The sequence below is a fragment of the Halorubrum zhoui genome (genome assembly GCF_051194155.1).
Lineage (GTDB): Archaea > Halobacteriota > Halobacteria > Halobacteriales > Haloferacaceae > Halorubrum.
This window is the reverse complement of record NZ_JBLZNJ010000003.1, coordinates 657462-673997: the sequence shown is the minus strand read 5'-3', so window position 1 is coordinate 673997 and position 16536 is coordinate 657462. Positions and strand designations below refer to the sequence as shown.

Sequence of the window (16536 nt, the reverse complement as noted above, 5' to 3'; positions counted from 1 at the left end):
TATCGCCGTCGACGGCCCCTACGACGACATCCGCGACGTCGAGGGCTACCACGAGCGCATGCGTGACAACCAGGCGAAAGGCATGCTCGGCATCTGGTCGTTGACGCCCGGACAGGTCGTCGAGGCGAACCAATCGCCGCTCCCGCCGAAGACCGGGAGCTGGCTCTTCGATACCGGCGACACCGAGGTCGAACTCGACTCCCGAGACGGCGTCTGGACGTACGACGGCACCGACGTGTCGCTCGTGGAGACGGGCGACACGTACGAGCTCGTGGTCGACGGCTCCACACAGACGCTCGACGGAGACGAGCTACACGAAACGCTGCTCGAGATGACCGCGTACGTTCCGAGCATGGACGACGTCGTGGACTCGATGGAGGAGTTCGAGGCGGCCAAGGCGGCCGGCCGCGGCGCGATCGCGATGGAGCGGTCGGCGACGCTTCGGATCGACGAGGTCGACGTCGCCATCGCGACGGACCGCATGTGGGACGAAGCGACCTACCAGGCGGCGATGACGCCGATCGCCCTGTTCCAGGACGTCTACGAGAACCGGCCGGACCAACACGAAGCACTCGTCGAGATGTACGGCGAAGACGTCGTCGAGCGCGCGATGGCAGTCGGTACCTGAGCGCAGGTCACATAGACCGCACGCGCGTACCTCTTACCCCAATCATCCCTGCGGTGGCGCGCGCCTCGTGAGGTCGCCGAAGGCGGGCTCGCGAGCGCGTGCGAGGGATGAGCGAGGGAGCGAAGCGACCGAGCGAATCGGCTGGGGAGGGGGTGGCCAAATCGTGCCCGGCGGTCGCACGGTCGTCTCGGGCATATAACCACGACCAACGTATCGAATCGGCTGGGGCGGGTGTGGCCAAATCGTGCCCGGGTATCGCGCGGGCGTCTCGGTCACACGACCACCGTACACGTACGAGAGCGAATCATCCGGGTCGTCTGGTTCACCGCGACCGCCCTCACCACGTTTTACACTCCGAACACACGAGTGTGCCGTCCTCGTACCACGAGCGCTGCGTCGGCTTGCCACACCGCCCACACGTGTCTTCGGCCGTCCACGCAGCGGTCGGCGTGGCAGGCTCGACGTCGCCGTCGACGTCGCTGGGAGGCGCGGTGTCGCTGTCGTTCGGTTCGGTGTCGTCGACCGCTTCGCTGCCGTCGCCGGTGTCGACCACTTCGCTGCCGTTGCCGGTATCGGTCGCTTCGCTGCCGTCGCCGGTGTCATCGCTCTCACCGTCGGTCTCGACGAACTCGTCGAGCGACCGGTCCGAGGGCATTCAGGCCTCCCGTCTGAGCCTCGCGACGACGTACTCTCGCTCGAGCTCACCGAGGAACTCACCGAGCCGCGGTCCCTGCGGCTGGTCGAAAAAGAGCCGGTAGCCCGCCGCGAAGAAGTCGCTCACCTCGACGTCGTGGTCGCGGGCCGTCTCGTACATCGCCGCTTGGATCGCCTCGCCGTCGTGGCCGGCCGCGACGAAATCGGCGAGGTCGTCGAGGGCGGCAGCCACGTCGTCGTCGAGAGCGACCGCCGGCAGGTCGGTCTGGAGCCGGTAGTTGTACGCGTTGTCGGTCCGCTCGGCCCAGGTGCGCGCACGCTCGACGCGACCGAGTGCCTCCTCGACCGCCCACGCCGGGGTGTCGTCGTCGAGGTGCCCTTCGTCACGCGCCAGCTGCTCGCGCAGCGCCGGGTCCTCGACCATGCCGAGGACCGCCGCGAAGGTGTAGGGGAGCCGAACGCGGTCCGCCGGGTCGGCGTCGGTCGGGCGGTCCGGATCGCCGCGGACGATCGGGTACGCCCGCTCGGCGAACCCGGCGAGGTCCGGATCGTCGACCTCACCGAAGTACGCCCGTTCGAAGCGGTCGAAGCGGTCGACGAGCTGGTCGATCCGCTCGACGTCGAGGTCGCGCGCCCGCTTCGGGTGGAGCGCGAAAAAGAACCGGACGACCGCCGGCTCGAGTAGCTCGAGCAGCTCGGGCACGGTGACGACGTTGCCGGCGGACGACGACAGCGCGGCGCCGTCGAGCGTGAACCACTCGTACACCATCGGAATCGGTGGCTCGATGCCGAAGACGCGCCGTGCCAGGTCTACGCCCGACGGCCACGACCCCTCGGCGTGATCCTTCCCGAACGGCTCGAAGTCCACGTCGAGGACGTCCCACTGGGCGGGCCACTCGAGCCGCCACGGGAGCTTCCCCTCTCGAAACGTCGCCGTCCCCTCGTGACCACACCCCTCGACGACGTCGTCGTCGAGCGTGAGGTCCGTACAGACGTACTCGACGGTCCCGGCGGCGAGGTCGACGTCGGTGACTGTCTCCGTGATCTGTCCACACGATGCACACACCGGATTGAACGGTACGTACGTGTCGTCGACTTTGTCCTGGTACGCGCCGAGCGTCTCGCGGACGACGTCGAGCTCCGAGAGGACCGTTCGAACTGCCTCGTCGAAGTCGCCGTCGGCGTACAGGTCGGTGTTCGACACCATCTCGATCGGGACGTCGAGGCGGTCTGCGTCGGCCCGGAGCAGGCCGGCGAAATGGGCGGCGTACGACTCGCGCTCGCCGAACGGGTCCGGGATCGCGGTGTACGGCTTCCCGAGGTTGCGCCCGAGTGCGCCGGCGTCGACGTCCCCGAGCCCGACGACCTCGCCGTCGGCGTTCGCGAGCTTCCGCGGCAGCTTCCGGAGCGGGTCCTTGTCGTCGGAGGTGAACAGCTGGCGGACCTCGTGGCCCCGCTCGCGGAGCACCTCGGCGACGAAGTACCCCCGCATCACCTCGTTGACGTTCCCGACGTGGGCGACGCCAGAGGGCGAGACGCCGCCTTTGATCACGATCGGGTCCGACGGGTCGCGCGCTTCGATCCGGTCGGCGACGACGTCGGCCCAGAAGTCGTGACGGGCCTCGGAGTCGGTCTCACCGGCGAGGATGTGCGGGGAGTCGTCCTCGCTGTCGCCGGTCATCGTTCCTCCGTCCACGCCGCTGGGGGTGTGCTGTCTGCGGGGATCACGTTCGTCCCGGTGTGGTCGCCGTGGAGTATCGCGTCGACGACGGCGGCGGGGTCGTCGCCGTCGAGCACGACCGACCGAATGCCGGCGCGGTCGACGAGCTTCGCCGCGAGGAGGTCGACCGGCGCAGAGGAGCCGGCGTCCCGGCTCATCGGTACGACGACGTCGACGAGTTCGGCCGGCGAGAGGGAGTCGAACCGGGTCGCATCGGCGTGCTCGTTGGGGTCGACGTCGTACACCCCGTCGGCGCCGGTCGCAAAGACGAGGAGATCGGCGTCGACGGACTCGGCGAGGGCGGCTGCGACGGCGTCGGTCGTCTGCCCTGGGGCCATCCCGCCCATCACTGGAAGTGCGCCCCGACGTATCGCCGCGGTGGCGTCGTCGTACCCCGTCGTTGGCGCCGGCACCGCGGTCTCGCCGAGCGCGGCGATCAACAGTCGGGCGTTGAGTCGGGTCGCGCCGATGCCCAGCTCGTCGAGTTCGACCTCGTTCGCGCCGAGGGTGCGCGCGGTGGTGATGTACTCGCGGGCGACGCCGCCGCCGCCGACGACGGCGGCGGGCTCACAGCCCTCCGCCGACAGCCGCTCAAGGGCGTCGGCGTAGGCGACGACGCGGTCGGGGTCAAGCTCCGGGGCGAGGACGCTCCCCCCGATAGAAACGACGACTCTCATTGCGGCGAAATAGCGTTGTTGCCGGCTTAAGGATTATCAAGCGACGACGGCAGACCGTGGCCGGTTCGATGGTGTGGGCCAGATACGCATATGTCGATGGCGGTGTAATCGAGACGGCCGCGCGACCGCCGGGCACGATTTGGCCACACCCTCCCCAGCCGATTCGATACGTTGGTCGTGGTTATATGACCGAGACGGCCGCGCGACACCCGGGCACGATTTGGCCACCCCCTCCCCAGCCGATTCGCTCGGTCGCTTCGCTCCCTCGCTCATCCCTCGCGCGCGCTCGCGAGCCCGCCTCCGGCGACCTCACGAGGCGCGCGCCACCGAATCAGTCGTCCGTCTGTCGCTCAGTCGTCCGTCTGGAGCAGTTCGACGGCGGGGAGCGGCTCACCGGTGAGTGCGCGGATGTACGCGCCACCCGCTATCGAGACGTGCGAGAAGTCGTCCTCGTCGAGCCCGTACATCCCGATCGCTCGCGAGGTGTCGCCGCCGCCGACGACGGAGAAGCAGTCCGCCTCGGCTATCGCTTCGAGCACGCCGACCGTTCCGTCGGCGAACCGTTCGTCCTCAAAGACGCCGAGTGCCCCCTTCACGAAGACGGCGTCCGCGTCGGTGATGCGCGGCTCGTAGTCGGCGACGGTCTCGCTGCCGACGTCGAGGTACGCGTCGGTCTTCTCGTCGATGGCTTCGACGCGCACCTCGGCGCGGTCGCCGTCGGCACCCTCGTACGCCAGATCGCTCGCGAGGTGAATCGAGTCGCCGCGCTCGTCGAGGACGCGCTCGACGGTCTCGTGGGTCGTCTCCCACTGATCGTCGAAGAGGTCCATGCCGTCGAGGTCGTATCCGACCGGGTGACCGGCAGCGCGCAAGAAGAGCTCGCCGGCGACCCCGCCGAGCAGGAACCGGTCGACGGTCCCCTCGAGCGCGTCCATCACGCCGATCACGTCGGTCGCTTTCGTTCCGCCGATAACCATCGTCACCGGCCCGTCGAACGACTTGCGGCCGATCGCCGTGTTGGCTTCGTACTCCGCCTCCATCACTCGTCCGGCGTACGCGGGCAACGCGAGCGGGAAGCCGACCAGCGAGGCGTGTTTGCGGTGTGCCGCCGAGTAGGCGTCGTTGACGTACGCATCGACGTGCGCAGCGAGTGTGCGGACGTACTCGGTGTCGGCTTTCGTCTCGGGGGACGCCTCCGGCAACTCGTCGTCACACATGCGGGTGTTCTCTACGAGGAGCACCTCGCCGGGGGCGAGTGCGTCGATGGCCTCGGTCGCCGCTTCGCCGTGGGTGTCGGGAACGAACGCGACGTCGCGATCGACGTGATCGGCGAGGATCTTGGCGTGGCCCGACAGCGAGGTGAAGTCGTCGCGGCCCGGCCGACCCTGGTGGGCGAGACAGACGACTCGGTGGCCGGCGTCGGCGAGTTCACCGACGGTCACCGCGTGGCGTTCGAACCGCCGGTTGTCTTGGGGCTCGCCGGCTTCGATCGGTGAGTTGAGGTCGAGACGAACGAGCACGCACGAGTCGGCCGGAATGTCGTCGATGGTGGGGAACGATGGCATGGGTGAACCTGTGTATTGTCGTCGCGAGTGTCAGTCGAGCGTCGGCGCTTACGCCTCGTCGTGGACGTACGCGGCCATGTCGAGCATCCGGTTCGAGAAGCCGTACTCGTTGTCGTACCACGTGAGGATCTTCAAGAGGTCGCCGTCGGCGATGACGTTGGTCGACTGGAGGTCGACGTAACTCGAGAACGGCAGTCCCGTGACGTCACTCGAGACGACCTCGTCGTCGGTGTAGCCGAGCACGCCCGCGAGCGGCCCGTCATCAGCAGCAGCGCGGAACGCATCGTTGACGTCGGTGGCGGTCACCGACGCGTCGAGGCTGACGACGAACTCCGTGATCGACCCGGTCGGAACCGGCACGCGGATCGCCATCCCGTCGATCTTCCCCTCGAGCTGGGGAAGCACTTCCTGGGCAGCACCGGCGGCCCCGGTGGTAGTGGGGACGATGTTCTCGGCGGCGGCGCGACCGCGGCGCTTCTTCGCTTTCGGCCCGTCGATGAGCGTCTGAGAGCCGGTGTACGCGTGGACGGTCGTGAGCGTCCCCGCCTCGATGCCGAACTCGTCGTCGAGCACCTTCGCGACGGGCGTGATGGAGTTCGTCGTACAGGAGGCGTTCGAGACGACGGTTTCGCCCTCGTACTCGTCGTGGTTGACGCCGTAGACGAGCTGTTTGACCGGCTCGTCGCCCTTCGGCGGAGCCGAGATGATCACGGTGTCGGCGCCGCCTTCGAGGTGGGCGCTCGCGTCCGCCTTCGTCCGGAAGATACCGGTGCACTCGAGGACGACGTCGACGTCCAACTCGTCCCACGGGAGGTCAGCAGGGTCTTGGACGTTGTACAGCGGGGCGGACGTCCCGCCGATGGAGAGCGTGTCGTCGGCGACGTCGACGCCGTCGAGCCGTCCCATCACCGTGTCGTACTTCGCGAGGTACGCCATGTCGTCGAACGACATCACGTCGTTGATCCCTGCGAGTTCGACGCGGGGGGTCTCGAGCAGCGCACGGAACACGTTTCGACCGATGCGACCGAACCCGTTCAGTCCGACACGCACCACGTCGTCGTCGGCGACCTCCGAACCGGCGGCCAGATAGGATTTACTCATAACTGAAGAAGCGACGTGCACGCACTTAAATCCGCCCGAGTTGCCCGCGCCATGGCAACTTTCAACACGATCGACAGAAGTCTTATCGGTGAGACCGCCTGTATACAGCGTATGCACCGCGACGACAGAGACGACCCATTCGGCGACTTCTTCGAGGAAATCGAGCGGATGATGAACGAGATGGCGGGGAGCCAGCCCCCGAGCGACGACGCCGGATTCGGCTCCGAGACGCACGTCGACGCGTACGTCACGGACACGACCGTCAGGCTCGTCGCCGACCTCCCGGTCGTCTCGAAAGACCAGCTCTCGGTGCAGTGTGACGGCGACGCACTCACCATCGCTGCGGCCTCCGACCGACGCGAGTACGACGAGACGATCCAGCTGCCGGCGACCGTCGACGAACGCTCCGGCGAGGCGACGTTCAACAACGGCGTTCTCGAGGTCACGTTCGACCGCGACGACGACACGTCCCCGATCGACGTCGTCTGACGACGTTCTGTCGTCTCACCCGTCGGCCGCCGTCTGCCGAACGAGCCCCGCGAGTCGGTCGTAAAATCCGTCGTCGTACTTCGCCGCGTCGTCGACCGTGGGCCGCGCGTTCGTCTCGGAGACCACGAGACGGTCGTCGCTCTCGAGGAGGTCCACTCCGAGGTAGTCGACGTCGAGCACCGCCGCGACCCGCTCGGCGAGGGCCCGCACTCGGTCGTCAAGGTCGACGCCCCGAGCGGTCGCCCCCCGGTGTACGTTGTGTTTCCACCGGCCGGCGTCGCGAGCGTCGGCCGACAGTTCACGACGCACCCCGCCCACACACTCGCCGTCGACGACCATCGCTCGATAGTCTCGCGCCTCGGGGAGGTACTCTTGGAGCAGGTACGACTTGTCGCCGGTCGCCCGGTAATCGTGGACGAGGTTCAGGTAATCCGTGACGCCGAGCAGCGAGTCGACGTCGGCCGCCTTCGCGACACCGACGCCGCGGGTCGCAGAGTTGGGTTTCACTACCACCGGGAACGACAGCGTCGATGCCGCCTCGAGGACGGTCTCCTCGTCGACGGGGTTCGAGATCAGCGTCGTCTTCGGGACCGGGAGCCCGGCGTCGGCGAGAGTCGCCAGCACGCCGGCTTTGTTTCGTGAGGTCACGACGGCCCGGCGATCGTTCACCCACGGGACCGAGAGCCGGGTCGCCACGACGGCCCCCTCCATCAGGCGTGACGGGTAGACGAACCCGACGTCGAACCCATCGGCGTCGAGTGTGTCGGCGTCGGGCGCGTTGCCCCCGTCTTTCGCCACGTGCTCCTCGCCCGCGACGGGCAACGCCCGACCGGTCGGCTGGACGTAGTCGACGTCGATACCGCGTTCTTCGAGCGGGCCGCGAATTCGCTCGTACGTCTCCGCGGCGGTCGACATCGCCAGTCGAAGTCGATCGTCCATCGCTCAGCGGCGCTGTGGCCGACCCGGTCGCCTCGTCGGCGGACGGCGGGATCGGCTCACCGGAGGTGCCCCTCCGCGCGGAGCTGTTCGGCCTCGCTCTTTTCATAGCGCCAGGTGATGTCGGCCTTCTCGTCCTGCCAGTCCCACGGCTCGACGAGGACGAGGTCGTCCTCGCGGATCCAGACGCGTTTTTGCATGCGTCCGGGTATGCGGGCGGTTCGCTCCGTACCGTCCGCACAGCGCACCTGTACGCGGTTGGCGCCGAGCATCTCGAGCACCTCGGCGAACACCTCGTCGTCGCCGGGCATCCGGTGGTCACGCTGCTGCTCACCGTCTCCGTCGGTCATGTGACGATCACTAGTGTGCCGCCGGATAAAAGCCCAACTCTCCGGGTCGCCGCGGCTCACGCCGCCACCCGCTCCGTTCGGTCGGTCGTCACTGCGTGACGGCGCGGTCGAAACGACTATGCCGCCGCGTCACCGCCGCTGGGTCATGGCACGCATTCCGGAGTTCGCGGTCGAACTGGTCGAACTCCTCGCAATCGTCGTCGGGTCTGGTGCAGCGTCGTTCATCGGTGTCGAACTCGAGCGCGCCGCGGCCGCCGGCGCAGCGAACGGCGAGCTCGTCGTCGCTCTTTGGGCGCTGGTGATGGGACTTCTCGCGCTCTACGTCGGCGTGGTCGCACTCGGGTACGAACAGGCGCTTCCCCGGATCCGCACCCTCGTCGACGCGTAACCCACCGCCTACAGCTCGCCGTCTGCGGCGAGTTCGCGGACGTCTTCGGCTCGCTCGCGGATCGCCTCCCACTCGTCCTCGTCTTTGTTGTCGACGTGTGAGTACATCAGTCCCATCCGACCGGTCCCGCGAAGCGTCTCCTCGTTCGTCTCCAGGAAGTCCCAGTAGAGCGCGTTGAACGGACACGCCCCCTCGCCGGTCGTCCGAGACACCGCGTACGGACAGGACGCACAGTGGTCGCTCATGCGGTTGATGTAGTTGCCGGAGGCGGCGTACGGCTTCGACGAGAGGACGTCCGTGCCGAACGAGCCCATCGCGACCACGTTCGGTGTCGTCACCCAGTGGTAGGCGTCGACGAAGCCGAGGTGGAACCACTCGTTGAGCTCGCCCGGGTCGGCGCCGTACACGAGCGCGAAGTTCGAGAGCACCATCAGCCGCTCGATGTGGTGGGCGTATCCGTACTCGCGGACGTGGCCGACTGCCTCCGAGAGACACTCCATGTCGGTGTCGCCGTCCCAGTAAAGTGACGGCAGCGACTCGGTCTGGTTCAGTTGGTTCGCCTCGACCAGCTCCGGCATGGCCTCGCGGTAGACGTGCCTGAGGAACTCCCGCCACCCGAGCACCTGCCTGATGAATCCCTCGGCCGCGTTGAGCGGAATCGGTGGGAGATCCTCGCCGCTCGGGCTGCCCCTGCTGTCACCCGAATCGCCCGTGTTGCCGACAGCCTCGTCCCTCTCGCCGAACGCGTCGAGCGTAGTCGCCGTATCCCCGGTGGCTGCGTCCGGGTCGTACGCGCCCGGTTCGACGCCTCGCTCGTCGTACGCCGCCTCGACCGCTCGCACCGGCTCGCGCGGGTTCAGCAGGCCGAGGTTGATCACCGGGGAGAGCAGCGAGTGCGCGAGAAACGGCTCGTCGCCCACCATCGCGTCCTCGTACCGACCGAACGCGGGGAGCCGACGCGTGAGGAAGTCGTCGAGCGCGGCCTGCGCCTCCGCGCGCGTCACCGGCCACGCGAACGAGTCGAGCGACGACGTCCCCCACGTGTCGAATCGGTCACACACCCACTCGTGCGTCTCGCGTGTCAGCGCGTCCGGCTCGAAGACGGGTCTGGCCGGCGGCTCCCAGTCGGCCGGTGGCGTCTCCTGATTGTGGTCGTCGTAGTTCCACTCGCCGCCGACCGGCTCGCCGTCGTTGACGAGGACGCCCGTCTCTCGCCGAACGTGTCGGTACCAGTGCTCCTGGCGGTAGGTCTGTGCTGCGGTGCCGTCGTCGGCCACGAGCGGCTCGTCGTCGGCCGGCTCGTCGGCCCACGCCCGCCAGTCTGCCGGCGACGTCCAGAAGAGCTCGTTTTCACGCAGCCGCACGGACCCGCCCTTCGACTCGACGAGGTCGCGAAGTCCCTCGCCGGCTCGGTGGCTCGCCGGCCGCATGAGTTCGAGTGTCGCGTCGGGGTTGTCTGCCAGGTAACACTCCACTCCCGCCCCGAACGAGTCCGCCTCGACGTACGTCACCGAGTGGCCGCGTTCGCGGAGGTCATCCCGGAAGTGCCGCATCGCCGAGAAGACGAGCGTCAGTTTGTGTGTATGGTACGGCCGTCGGTCGGCGAAGTCGTACGCTTCGATCAGCAGCACGTCGTCGGCGTCCTCGAGCGCGTCGAGCTCGAGGTTCAACTGGTCGCCGAGCAGCCACAGCGTCGTCTCGGTCACAGTACATTACACGGGCACGAGCGGTATAGCTTCGGGGGCAGGCCACCCGGCGACCCGCGCCGACCGGAGAAACCAACCCTTTTCGGACCCCGACACGAACGCCGAGGCATGACAGACGACGAGACCCCAGAGCCGGACGAGGAGCCGCCCGCGGAGGCGTCGGACGCGGCCGACGAGGACGCCACCGACGACGAGACGGAGAAGTCGTTCCGCGAGCGGGTCGAAGAGATCCGAGAGCGACGCGAACAAGAACGCGAGGAGGGTGAGCGGCCCGACCCCGAAGAAATGATGGGCGGCGGCGGCCCGCCGGGGATGGGTGGCGGCGGTGGCGGCGGCAACCCCTTCGCGCAGATGATGTCCGGGATGATGGGCGGCGGTGGTCCTGGCGGTGCGGGCGGGCCGCCCGGCATGGGCGGTGGTCGTCCCGGTGAGGGCGGCGACGACGGTGCCGGCAACGAGGAGCTCGTCCGCGAGGTCCGCCAGCTCCGCGACGAGGTCCGGGACGCGACTCGCCAGCTCCAGCGCATCGCGCAGGCGCTCGAGGACGACTGAGACGTCGGGTGCACGCGGGACCGCGCCGATCTTCGCGGTCAGTCGTCTCCTCGCAGGTACTCGACTCCGGCCGCTGCTCTGTCGATCGTTTGCTCGATCCGATCGGGCCGTTCAGTCACGTCTCACCTAGGGAGGACGCAGCCGCGTCCACCGACGACCCCCGACGAGAACCACGAGGGTGCGACCGATGGCAGGCGCGACCGCGGACGACGCCGGACTACCCGAGACACAAATAACATCCTCGTTCTTGCGGTCGGTTCGGACCGAAATACGCGCTTGAAGGTCGGAGCCACGACACCGAACTCCCACGTCAACGTCTCTAGGGCGGTGGATGGACGACGACGCGACGTACGGACACACCGTGGGTACCGAGACGACGTCACGACCTCTGGACACCACTTCGCCACGCCCTCCCCAACCGATTCGCTCGCATACGCCGATGGAACGGCTGTGACGGTCACGACTCCGTGACACCCGGACACCACTTCGCCACCCCCTCCCGGGCCGGTTCTATACATATGTGACTGTGTGAGCAACAAGACTCCGTGACATCCGGACACCACTTCGCCACACCCTCCCCAGCCGATTCGCTCGTATAGGTCGGTAGAGCGTGCGTGAATACGACCGCCCGACACCCGGGCACCAGTTACCGCCACACCCTCCCCAGCCGATTCGCGAGTCGCCGCTGGCGACTCGCTCATCCCTCGCACGCGCTCGTGAGTCCGCCTGCGGCGACCTCACGAGGCGCGCGCCACCACGGTTGTGAGGGACAGCTGTCGATATTCGTGCTGCGTCGCTCACTCGCTCCAGAGTGTTGTTCGCCTGCGGGTCTGCCGGTACATACGATAGAAAAACGCGTGCCGCGTCGGTGCCGCTACCTCAGCACTCGGACCAGCCGCACGACTCACACGTCTTACAGCCCTCAGAGTAGTAGAGGTTCATCGCTCCACACTCGGGGCACTCCGGCGACTCGCCGGCTGCGATGAGGTCGGTGGTGACGTCGTCGGTCGACTCATCGGCCGTCGGGCCGGTCGGCACAGCGGGGTCGTCGCCTACCGCGCCCCCGTCCGTCTGGCCCGGCGCGTCGACGGCGTCGCCGGCCGCTGTGTCCTCCTCTACGTCGTCGAGACTCTGCTGTTGTGGAATCCCCTTGTCGATCTCGTCGTCGAGGTACCGCCGGAGCGCAGTACCGATTGCGTCCGGGATCGACTGAATCTGTTCGCCTTTGTCCCAAGCGACCTTCGGACTCCGGGTCCCCTGCAGCTCGTCGACGACCTCTTCTGGGTCGACGCCGGAGCGCAGCGCGGTCGAGATGACCTTCGCGAGCGCCTCGGTGAAGGAGTTGGTGTACCCACCGGAGTGGCCGATGTTCGCGAACAGCTCGAACGGTCGGCCGGCCTCGTCCTCGTTGATCGTGACGTAGAGCTTGCCGTACCCCGTCTCGACGCGCTGGGTCACCCCGGAGAGTGAGTCCGGACGCGGCCGGGTCTCGGTGTACTCTACGGCCGGATCGTCGGCCGATTCGAGGAGCCCGGCGATCTCCGTGTCGACCGCCGCCTGCACGTCGTCGTTGTCCAAGAACGCCTCGACGCCGCCGAACACCTCGCGGATCTGCTCGACGATCGCCGCTGCGGCCTCGGTTTCGTCTGCGAACTCCGTGTTCTGTGCGCGAGTCGTGAGCACCTGTTTCGAGCGGGTACCGTCGCGGTAGACGGTGACGCCTTTGCCGCCGTGGTCGTAGATGTACCGATACACCTCATCCATGTCGGTGGCGCTGGCGTCGTTCGGGAAGTTACACGTTTTCGAGATGGCAGAGTCGACGCCCTCTTGACAGGCACACTGGACGGCAGCGTGCTCGATGCCCGACAGCGAGGCGGTGACGACGAACAGCTCGCCGATCGCGTCCGGCACCGTCGAGAGCCCTTCGACGCCATCGAACTCGTTGGCCGCCATCTGCTCTTGGGCCTCGCGTTTGACCGCGTCGACGTCGATGTCGTTGGCCTCCAGCGTCCGGAGGAAGTAGTCGTCGAACTCGACGAGCATCTCGTCGCCCTGGACGTCGTCGGAGACGTTCTTGTAGAAGGCGACGTTGTAGATGGGCTCACAGCCGCCGGTGGTGTTTCCGATCATGCTGGTGGTGTTGTGCGTCACAAAGCCGTTTGCGACGTACGTGTTGTTCGACGGAACACTGATATCTTTCGTGTAGGCTTTGGCTTCGTTGACAGATCCGACGGTCGCGGCGTAGAAATCAGTCAGCCGACGCCCCTCGAGCGTTACCGTCGATCCAGTCTCTTGTTCGATATCACGGACGAGCTTCCGGCTTACCGAGCCGTTGATCAGCGACTGGTTCACGCGGTGTTTCACCGCGCGTGAAACCGACTCGTACCCGGCAACACGTCTGAGCTCGTCGACGATCGCCGGCGGATACGAGTCGTTTTTATACGACTGTGCGGTGAGGTCGACAGATGTCGACTTCGTGACGAATCCAATCTCTTCGAGGAATCGCTTGTCTTCGCGCTTGTTTGCGCCACGAAGTGTATGCCGTGGTCGATCTCCGTAGTGGTCGTCTCGATCTTTCATCTCTACCACATCCGAGACGAACACACATCCAAGCGCTAACAACAGCGTCTGGACCTGCTCGGCAAGCGTTGACGACACCGTCGAGAGTTCGATCTTTCTGGAAGCCGTTCCATCAGCCTCGAAGAGTCCACGAACGAATGCCTTCGCGATCGCCTGGTCGCCACCGAGAACCGCCGTCGGGACGAACGCACTCGCTGCGCCTTCGCCCTCGTTGCCGCCATCTTTCGTCCACCCGTTGTCCTCGAAGTATCGCGGGAGATGCCGACCACCGAACGTCAGCACGTGGCGCGTGTCGCGATCCTCGACCACGGGCTCGACGCCAAACACAGATTCACCGAGCTCTCGGAGATGTTCGTCGAGCGCATCTGCGCTCGAATCGACGATGAGTTTGACGCCGACGCCGTCGTGGACGTATCCGTCGCCCATGTAGTACCCGAGGAACTCCGCAAGTTCCGGCGTCATCTCTTCGGGGAGCGAGAGCGACTCGTTTGTGTTATGATAGAAGCTATTGCGCTCACTCGTGTCGAGAACCGTCCGCCGTCCGCCGTCAAACGTCCCACGCTGCAATAGTATCGTGTCGCCGGCTTCGAATTCACCGGCTTCCTTCCAGACATATCCACCATCCTCGTCGATCGTTCGGAAGCGGTGATTCGGCGTAGACGCGACACTGAATCCTTCCGCCGTCTCGATCTGACGAACCGCAGCGAAGCCGTTGTCGTACACGGCGGTGGCAGTCTTCGTTCCGCCATCGGTCGAGACACCGACTTCGATTTCGTCCCACTGTTCGAACTCCGCAGTCGTGTTGTCGAGATCGTCGATCCGCCGAAGTCCCTCGTCAGTCGACACCAGGGAGTTTTCATCGACACACCCAGTCGGCGCGATGGTCGTGGTGTTGTGGTTACGGATCGGGAAGCCGTCGGCCCAGTCGTCGGCGTCGAGACCCGTGTGGTGTTCGAACCACTCACGGTACTCGGTTGGGTTCGCGTACTTCGACTCCGCCCAGTCGTTGAACACGCCGCGCGCTTCGGCGAGTTCGTGTGAGACCGCCTTCGACTCGTGGTTGATGTGCGTCATCAGCTGGCGGGCGACCTCGTTGCCGGCCTCAGAGCCGTACTTCACGCCGAGCTGGATGTACAGCTGTGCGAGCCCCATGATGCCGAGGCCGATCTTTCGCATATCGCGGACCGTCTGTTCGATCTCTTCGACCGGGAAATCAGACATCGTGACGACGTTCTCTAAGAATCGAGTGCCGTACGCGATCCGGTCGTCGAACGCCTCGAAGTCGATCGCTTCCTCTAAGAACGCCTCAACGGCCGCCTCGTGTGAGTCGTACTCCTCGCCGTGTTCGTCACTCCAGACGCGCCAGTCGGGTGCGTCGAGGTCGGCGATCGTCGAGAGGTTGATGTGCCCGAGGTTACACGCCTCGTACTCCTCGAGCGGCTGTTCGCCACACGGATTTGTTGCAAGTATTCTATGGCTTGGATTTTCCTCAACGTCGAACGAATGCTGCTTGTTCACCCGCTCTAAGTAGATGACGCCCGGCTCACCGTTCTCGTAGGCGCCCTCTATCATGTCGTCCCACAGCTCTGCGGCGGGAATCGAGAGCACCTCGCCGACCTCGACGTACTCGCCGAGCCCGAACATCTCGTAGAGCTCTTTCGTCTCCGGGGTCGCGACGTGTGGCTCCTCGGTTCGCGGGTTGGTGAACGTGAACTCCTCGTCGTTGTACAGCGCCTCCATGAACTCGTCGGTGACGCCGACGCTGATGTTGAAGTTCGACAGGTGTCCCTCGACCGCGTTCCGGAGGTGCTCCGGGACCCGTCCCTCGTCGTCGATGAGCTCGCGCGCCTCTTCGAGCGCGTCGGCAAACGAGGTGTGCGTGAAGTCGTCGGGATCGTTCAGCCGCAGCGAGTGAGCGAGCGAGACGTCCTTGTTCTTGGCGTGGATGAACTGGATGACGTCCGGGTGTGAGACGCGCATGACGCCCATCTGTGCACCTCGACGGGCGCCACCCTGTGCGATCGTCTCGCACATCTGGTCGAACGTCCGCATGAACGTGATCGGTCCCGAGGCGATGCCGCCGGTGGACCCGACCGCGTCGCCGTACGGGCGCAGCTGCCAGAACGCATACCCCATGCCGCCACCGCTCTGAAATACCTCTGCGGCCTCCTTGGCCGTCTGGTGGATATCGGTGATGTCGTCGTCGGGTGAGTCGACGAAACACGCCGAGAGCTGCTGGAGTTCGTCGCCGGCGTTCATCAGCGTCGGCGAGTTCGGCATGAACGAGAGCGACTCCATCCCCTCGCGAAACGTCTCGGCCGTCTCCTCAACGTGCTCGCGGACGCCGGCCGGGAGCGATGGAACGATCGTCTCGTACGCGAACTTGTTGACGTTGTGCTCCGTGAGTGTCGTCTCTGCGTCGTCGTCGGCGGTGACACCGGCCCCGAACACCTCGGCGGCCAGCTCGTCGCGACGCGGATGGTCGGGCTTGATCTGGTCGGGAGTGACGGTAATCTCGACGCCGTGGTTCTCGGCTTCGAACACCGCCTCCGCGAGCGCGACGTTACGTGCCACGCGATCGAACAACTCTTCTTGTGATTCGATGGGTTCGCCGTCCGCGTCCTTCCGGAGGTACCGGGCCGGCAGGATGTTGTGGTAGGCGTTGTCGGTCAGCCGTTCGGCGATGGTGTCGCCGGTGGTGCGTTTGATGGGTAATTCGAGGTCGTCGGCGCTGACGTCTTCGCTGCTCATTCGGCGATCACCGTCGGGGGAGTGTGTCGTGTCCGTGTCATTCGTGATGTGGGATGCTGACGAGGCGGACCCTTGGTCGCTTCGATTCCCGGTCCGTGGGCGATGTCCTGTTCGAACGCTGATATACTGGTCGGCTGCGGCGGACGATGTGGAGAGTAGGTCGCGTTGAGTCATTGTTGGGCGTCTACATAACCTTGGCCAGACCGTAGTGAAACTGAAACTATCGTGGAGAAATCGACGGACGACGGCCGTTTTTCAACGGAAAAGAAGGGGTGTTCGTCGGCGTCTACCGCCGACCGGCACGGCCCCGACGCGACGCCACTTGACCGAGCGACACGGTGACGGCCGTCGAAGACGAGACGTAACGTACCAGATATCGTATAGGTGTCTGACGGGGGCGTCGTCTACCGACGATAGCGAACGGCTCCGGTGCGTTCAG

Annotated in this window: 12 protein-coding genes and 1 pseudogene; 4 read left to right on the top strand and 9 right to left on the bottom strand. The window is 66.2% G+C overall.

The genetic code is table 11. The features are described 5' to 3' along the window. A pseudogene (locus ACNTAO_RS07535) lies at positions 1 to 628 on the top strand (malate synthase); the annotation flags it as partial. A gap of 337 nt (positions 629 to 965) precedes the next feature. Here the strand turns inward: ACNTAO_RS07535 and ACNTAO_RS07530 are convergent. From ACNTAO_RS07530 to gap, 5 genes are all read right to left on the bottom strand, one after another. Then, positions 966 to 1283, bottom strand: coding sequence for a DUF7573 domain-containing protein (locus ACNTAO_RS07530; protein ID WP_435161349.1), 318 nt, complete (start codon positions 1281 to 1283; stop codon positions 966 to 968). Further along, positions 1284 to 2963 carry a lysine--tRNA ligase gene (gene lysS, locus ACNTAO_RS07525; RefSeq protein WP_435161348.1) on the bottom strand — a complete coding sequence of 560 codons (1680 nt, stop codon included), beginning with the start codon at positions 2961 to 2963 and terminating at the stop codon, positions 1284 to 1286. It abuts the gene before it with no gap. Then, positions 2960 to 3679 (bottom strand): UMP kinase, encoded by a 720-nt coding sequence (pyrH, locus tag ACNTAO_RS07520; protein ID WP_435161347.1) that lies wholly within the window; start codon positions 3677 to 3679, stop codon positions 2960 to 2962. The genes lysS and pyrH overlap by 4 nt, the downstream gene beginning before the upstream one ends. Positions 3680 to 4029: 350 nt before the next feature. After that, complete coding sequence (locus tag ACNTAO_RS07515) at positions 4030 to 5244, bottom strand: phosphoglycerate kinase (protein WP_435161346.1); 1215 nt, start codon at positions 5242 to 5244, stop codon at positions 4030 to 4032. A 48-nt stretch (positions 5245 to 5292) separates the two neighbouring features. Next, complete coding sequence (gap, locus tag ACNTAO_RS07510) at positions 5293 to 6345, bottom strand: type I glyceraldehyde-3-phosphate dehydrogenase (protein ID WP_435161345.1); 1053 nt, start codon at positions 6343 to 6345, stop codon at positions 5293 to 5295. Positions 6346 to 6456: 111 nt separating this feature from the next. On the opposite strand from gap, the gene ACNTAO_RS07505 reads away from it, so the two are divergent. Next, on the top strand, positions 6457 to 6834 hold the full coding sequence (locus tag ACNTAO_RS07505; RefSeq protein WP_435161344.1) for an Hsp20/alpha crystallin family protein: 378 nt from the start codon (positions 6457 to 6459) through the stop codon (positions 6832 to 6834). A gap of 15 nt (positions 6835 to 6849) precedes the next feature. On the opposite strand, the gene ACNTAO_RS07500 is transcribed toward ACNTAO_RS07505, so the two are convergent. After that, on the bottom strand, positions 6850 to 7773 hold the full coding sequence (locus ACNTAO_RS07500) for an ATP-grasp domain-containing protein (RefSeq protein ID WP_435161343.1): 924 nt from the start codon (positions 7771 to 7773) through the stop codon (positions 6850 to 6852). A 56-nt stretch (positions 7774 to 7829) separates the two neighbouring features. Beyond that, positions 7830 to 8120, bottom strand: a complete 291-nt coding sequence (eif1A, locus tag ACNTAO_RS07495) for a translation initiation factor eIF-1A (RefSeq protein WP_435161342.1) — start codon at positions 8118 to 8120, stop codon at positions 7830 to 7832. Between the two features lie 145 nt (positions 8121 to 8265). Here eif1A and ACNTAO_RS07490 point away from each other — a divergent pair, with 145 nt between their 5' ends. Next, on the top strand, positions 8266 to 8508 hold the full coding sequence (locus tag ACNTAO_RS07490; RefSeq protein ID WP_435161341.1) for a DUF8151 family protein: 243 nt from the start codon (positions 8266 to 8268) through the stop codon (positions 8506 to 8508). Between the two features lie 8 nt (positions 8509 to 8516). Here ACNTAO_RS07490 and ACNTAO_RS07485 read toward each other — a convergent pair whose 3' ends face one another. Continuing rightward, the gene (locus ACNTAO_RS07485; protein ID WP_435161340.1) at positions 8517 to 10214 is read right to left on the bottom strand and encodes a cryptochrome/photolyase family protein; all 1698 of its coding nucleotides are present in this window, start codon (positions 10212 to 10214) and stop codon (positions 8517 to 8519) included. 108 nt (positions 10215 to 10322) lie between these two features. Here ACNTAO_RS07485 and ACNTAO_RS07480 point away from each other — a divergent pair, with 108 nt between their 5' ends. Then, positions 10323 to 10766, top strand: a complete 444-nt coding sequence (locus ACNTAO_RS07480) for a hypothetical protein (RefSeq protein WP_435161339.1) — start codon at positions 10323 to 10325, stop codon at positions 10764 to 10766. 879 nt (positions 10767 to 11645) lie between these two features. Here the strand turns inward: ACNTAO_RS07480 and ACNTAO_RS07475 are convergent. Next, a complete protein-coding gene (locus ACNTAO_RS07475; RefSeq protein WP_435161338.1) occupies positions 11646 to 16097 on the bottom strand; it encodes an adenosylcobalamin-dependent ribonucleoside-diphosphate reductase in 4452 nt (1483 codons plus the stop codon). Between the last annotated feature and the right edge of the window lie 439 nt (positions 16098 to 16536).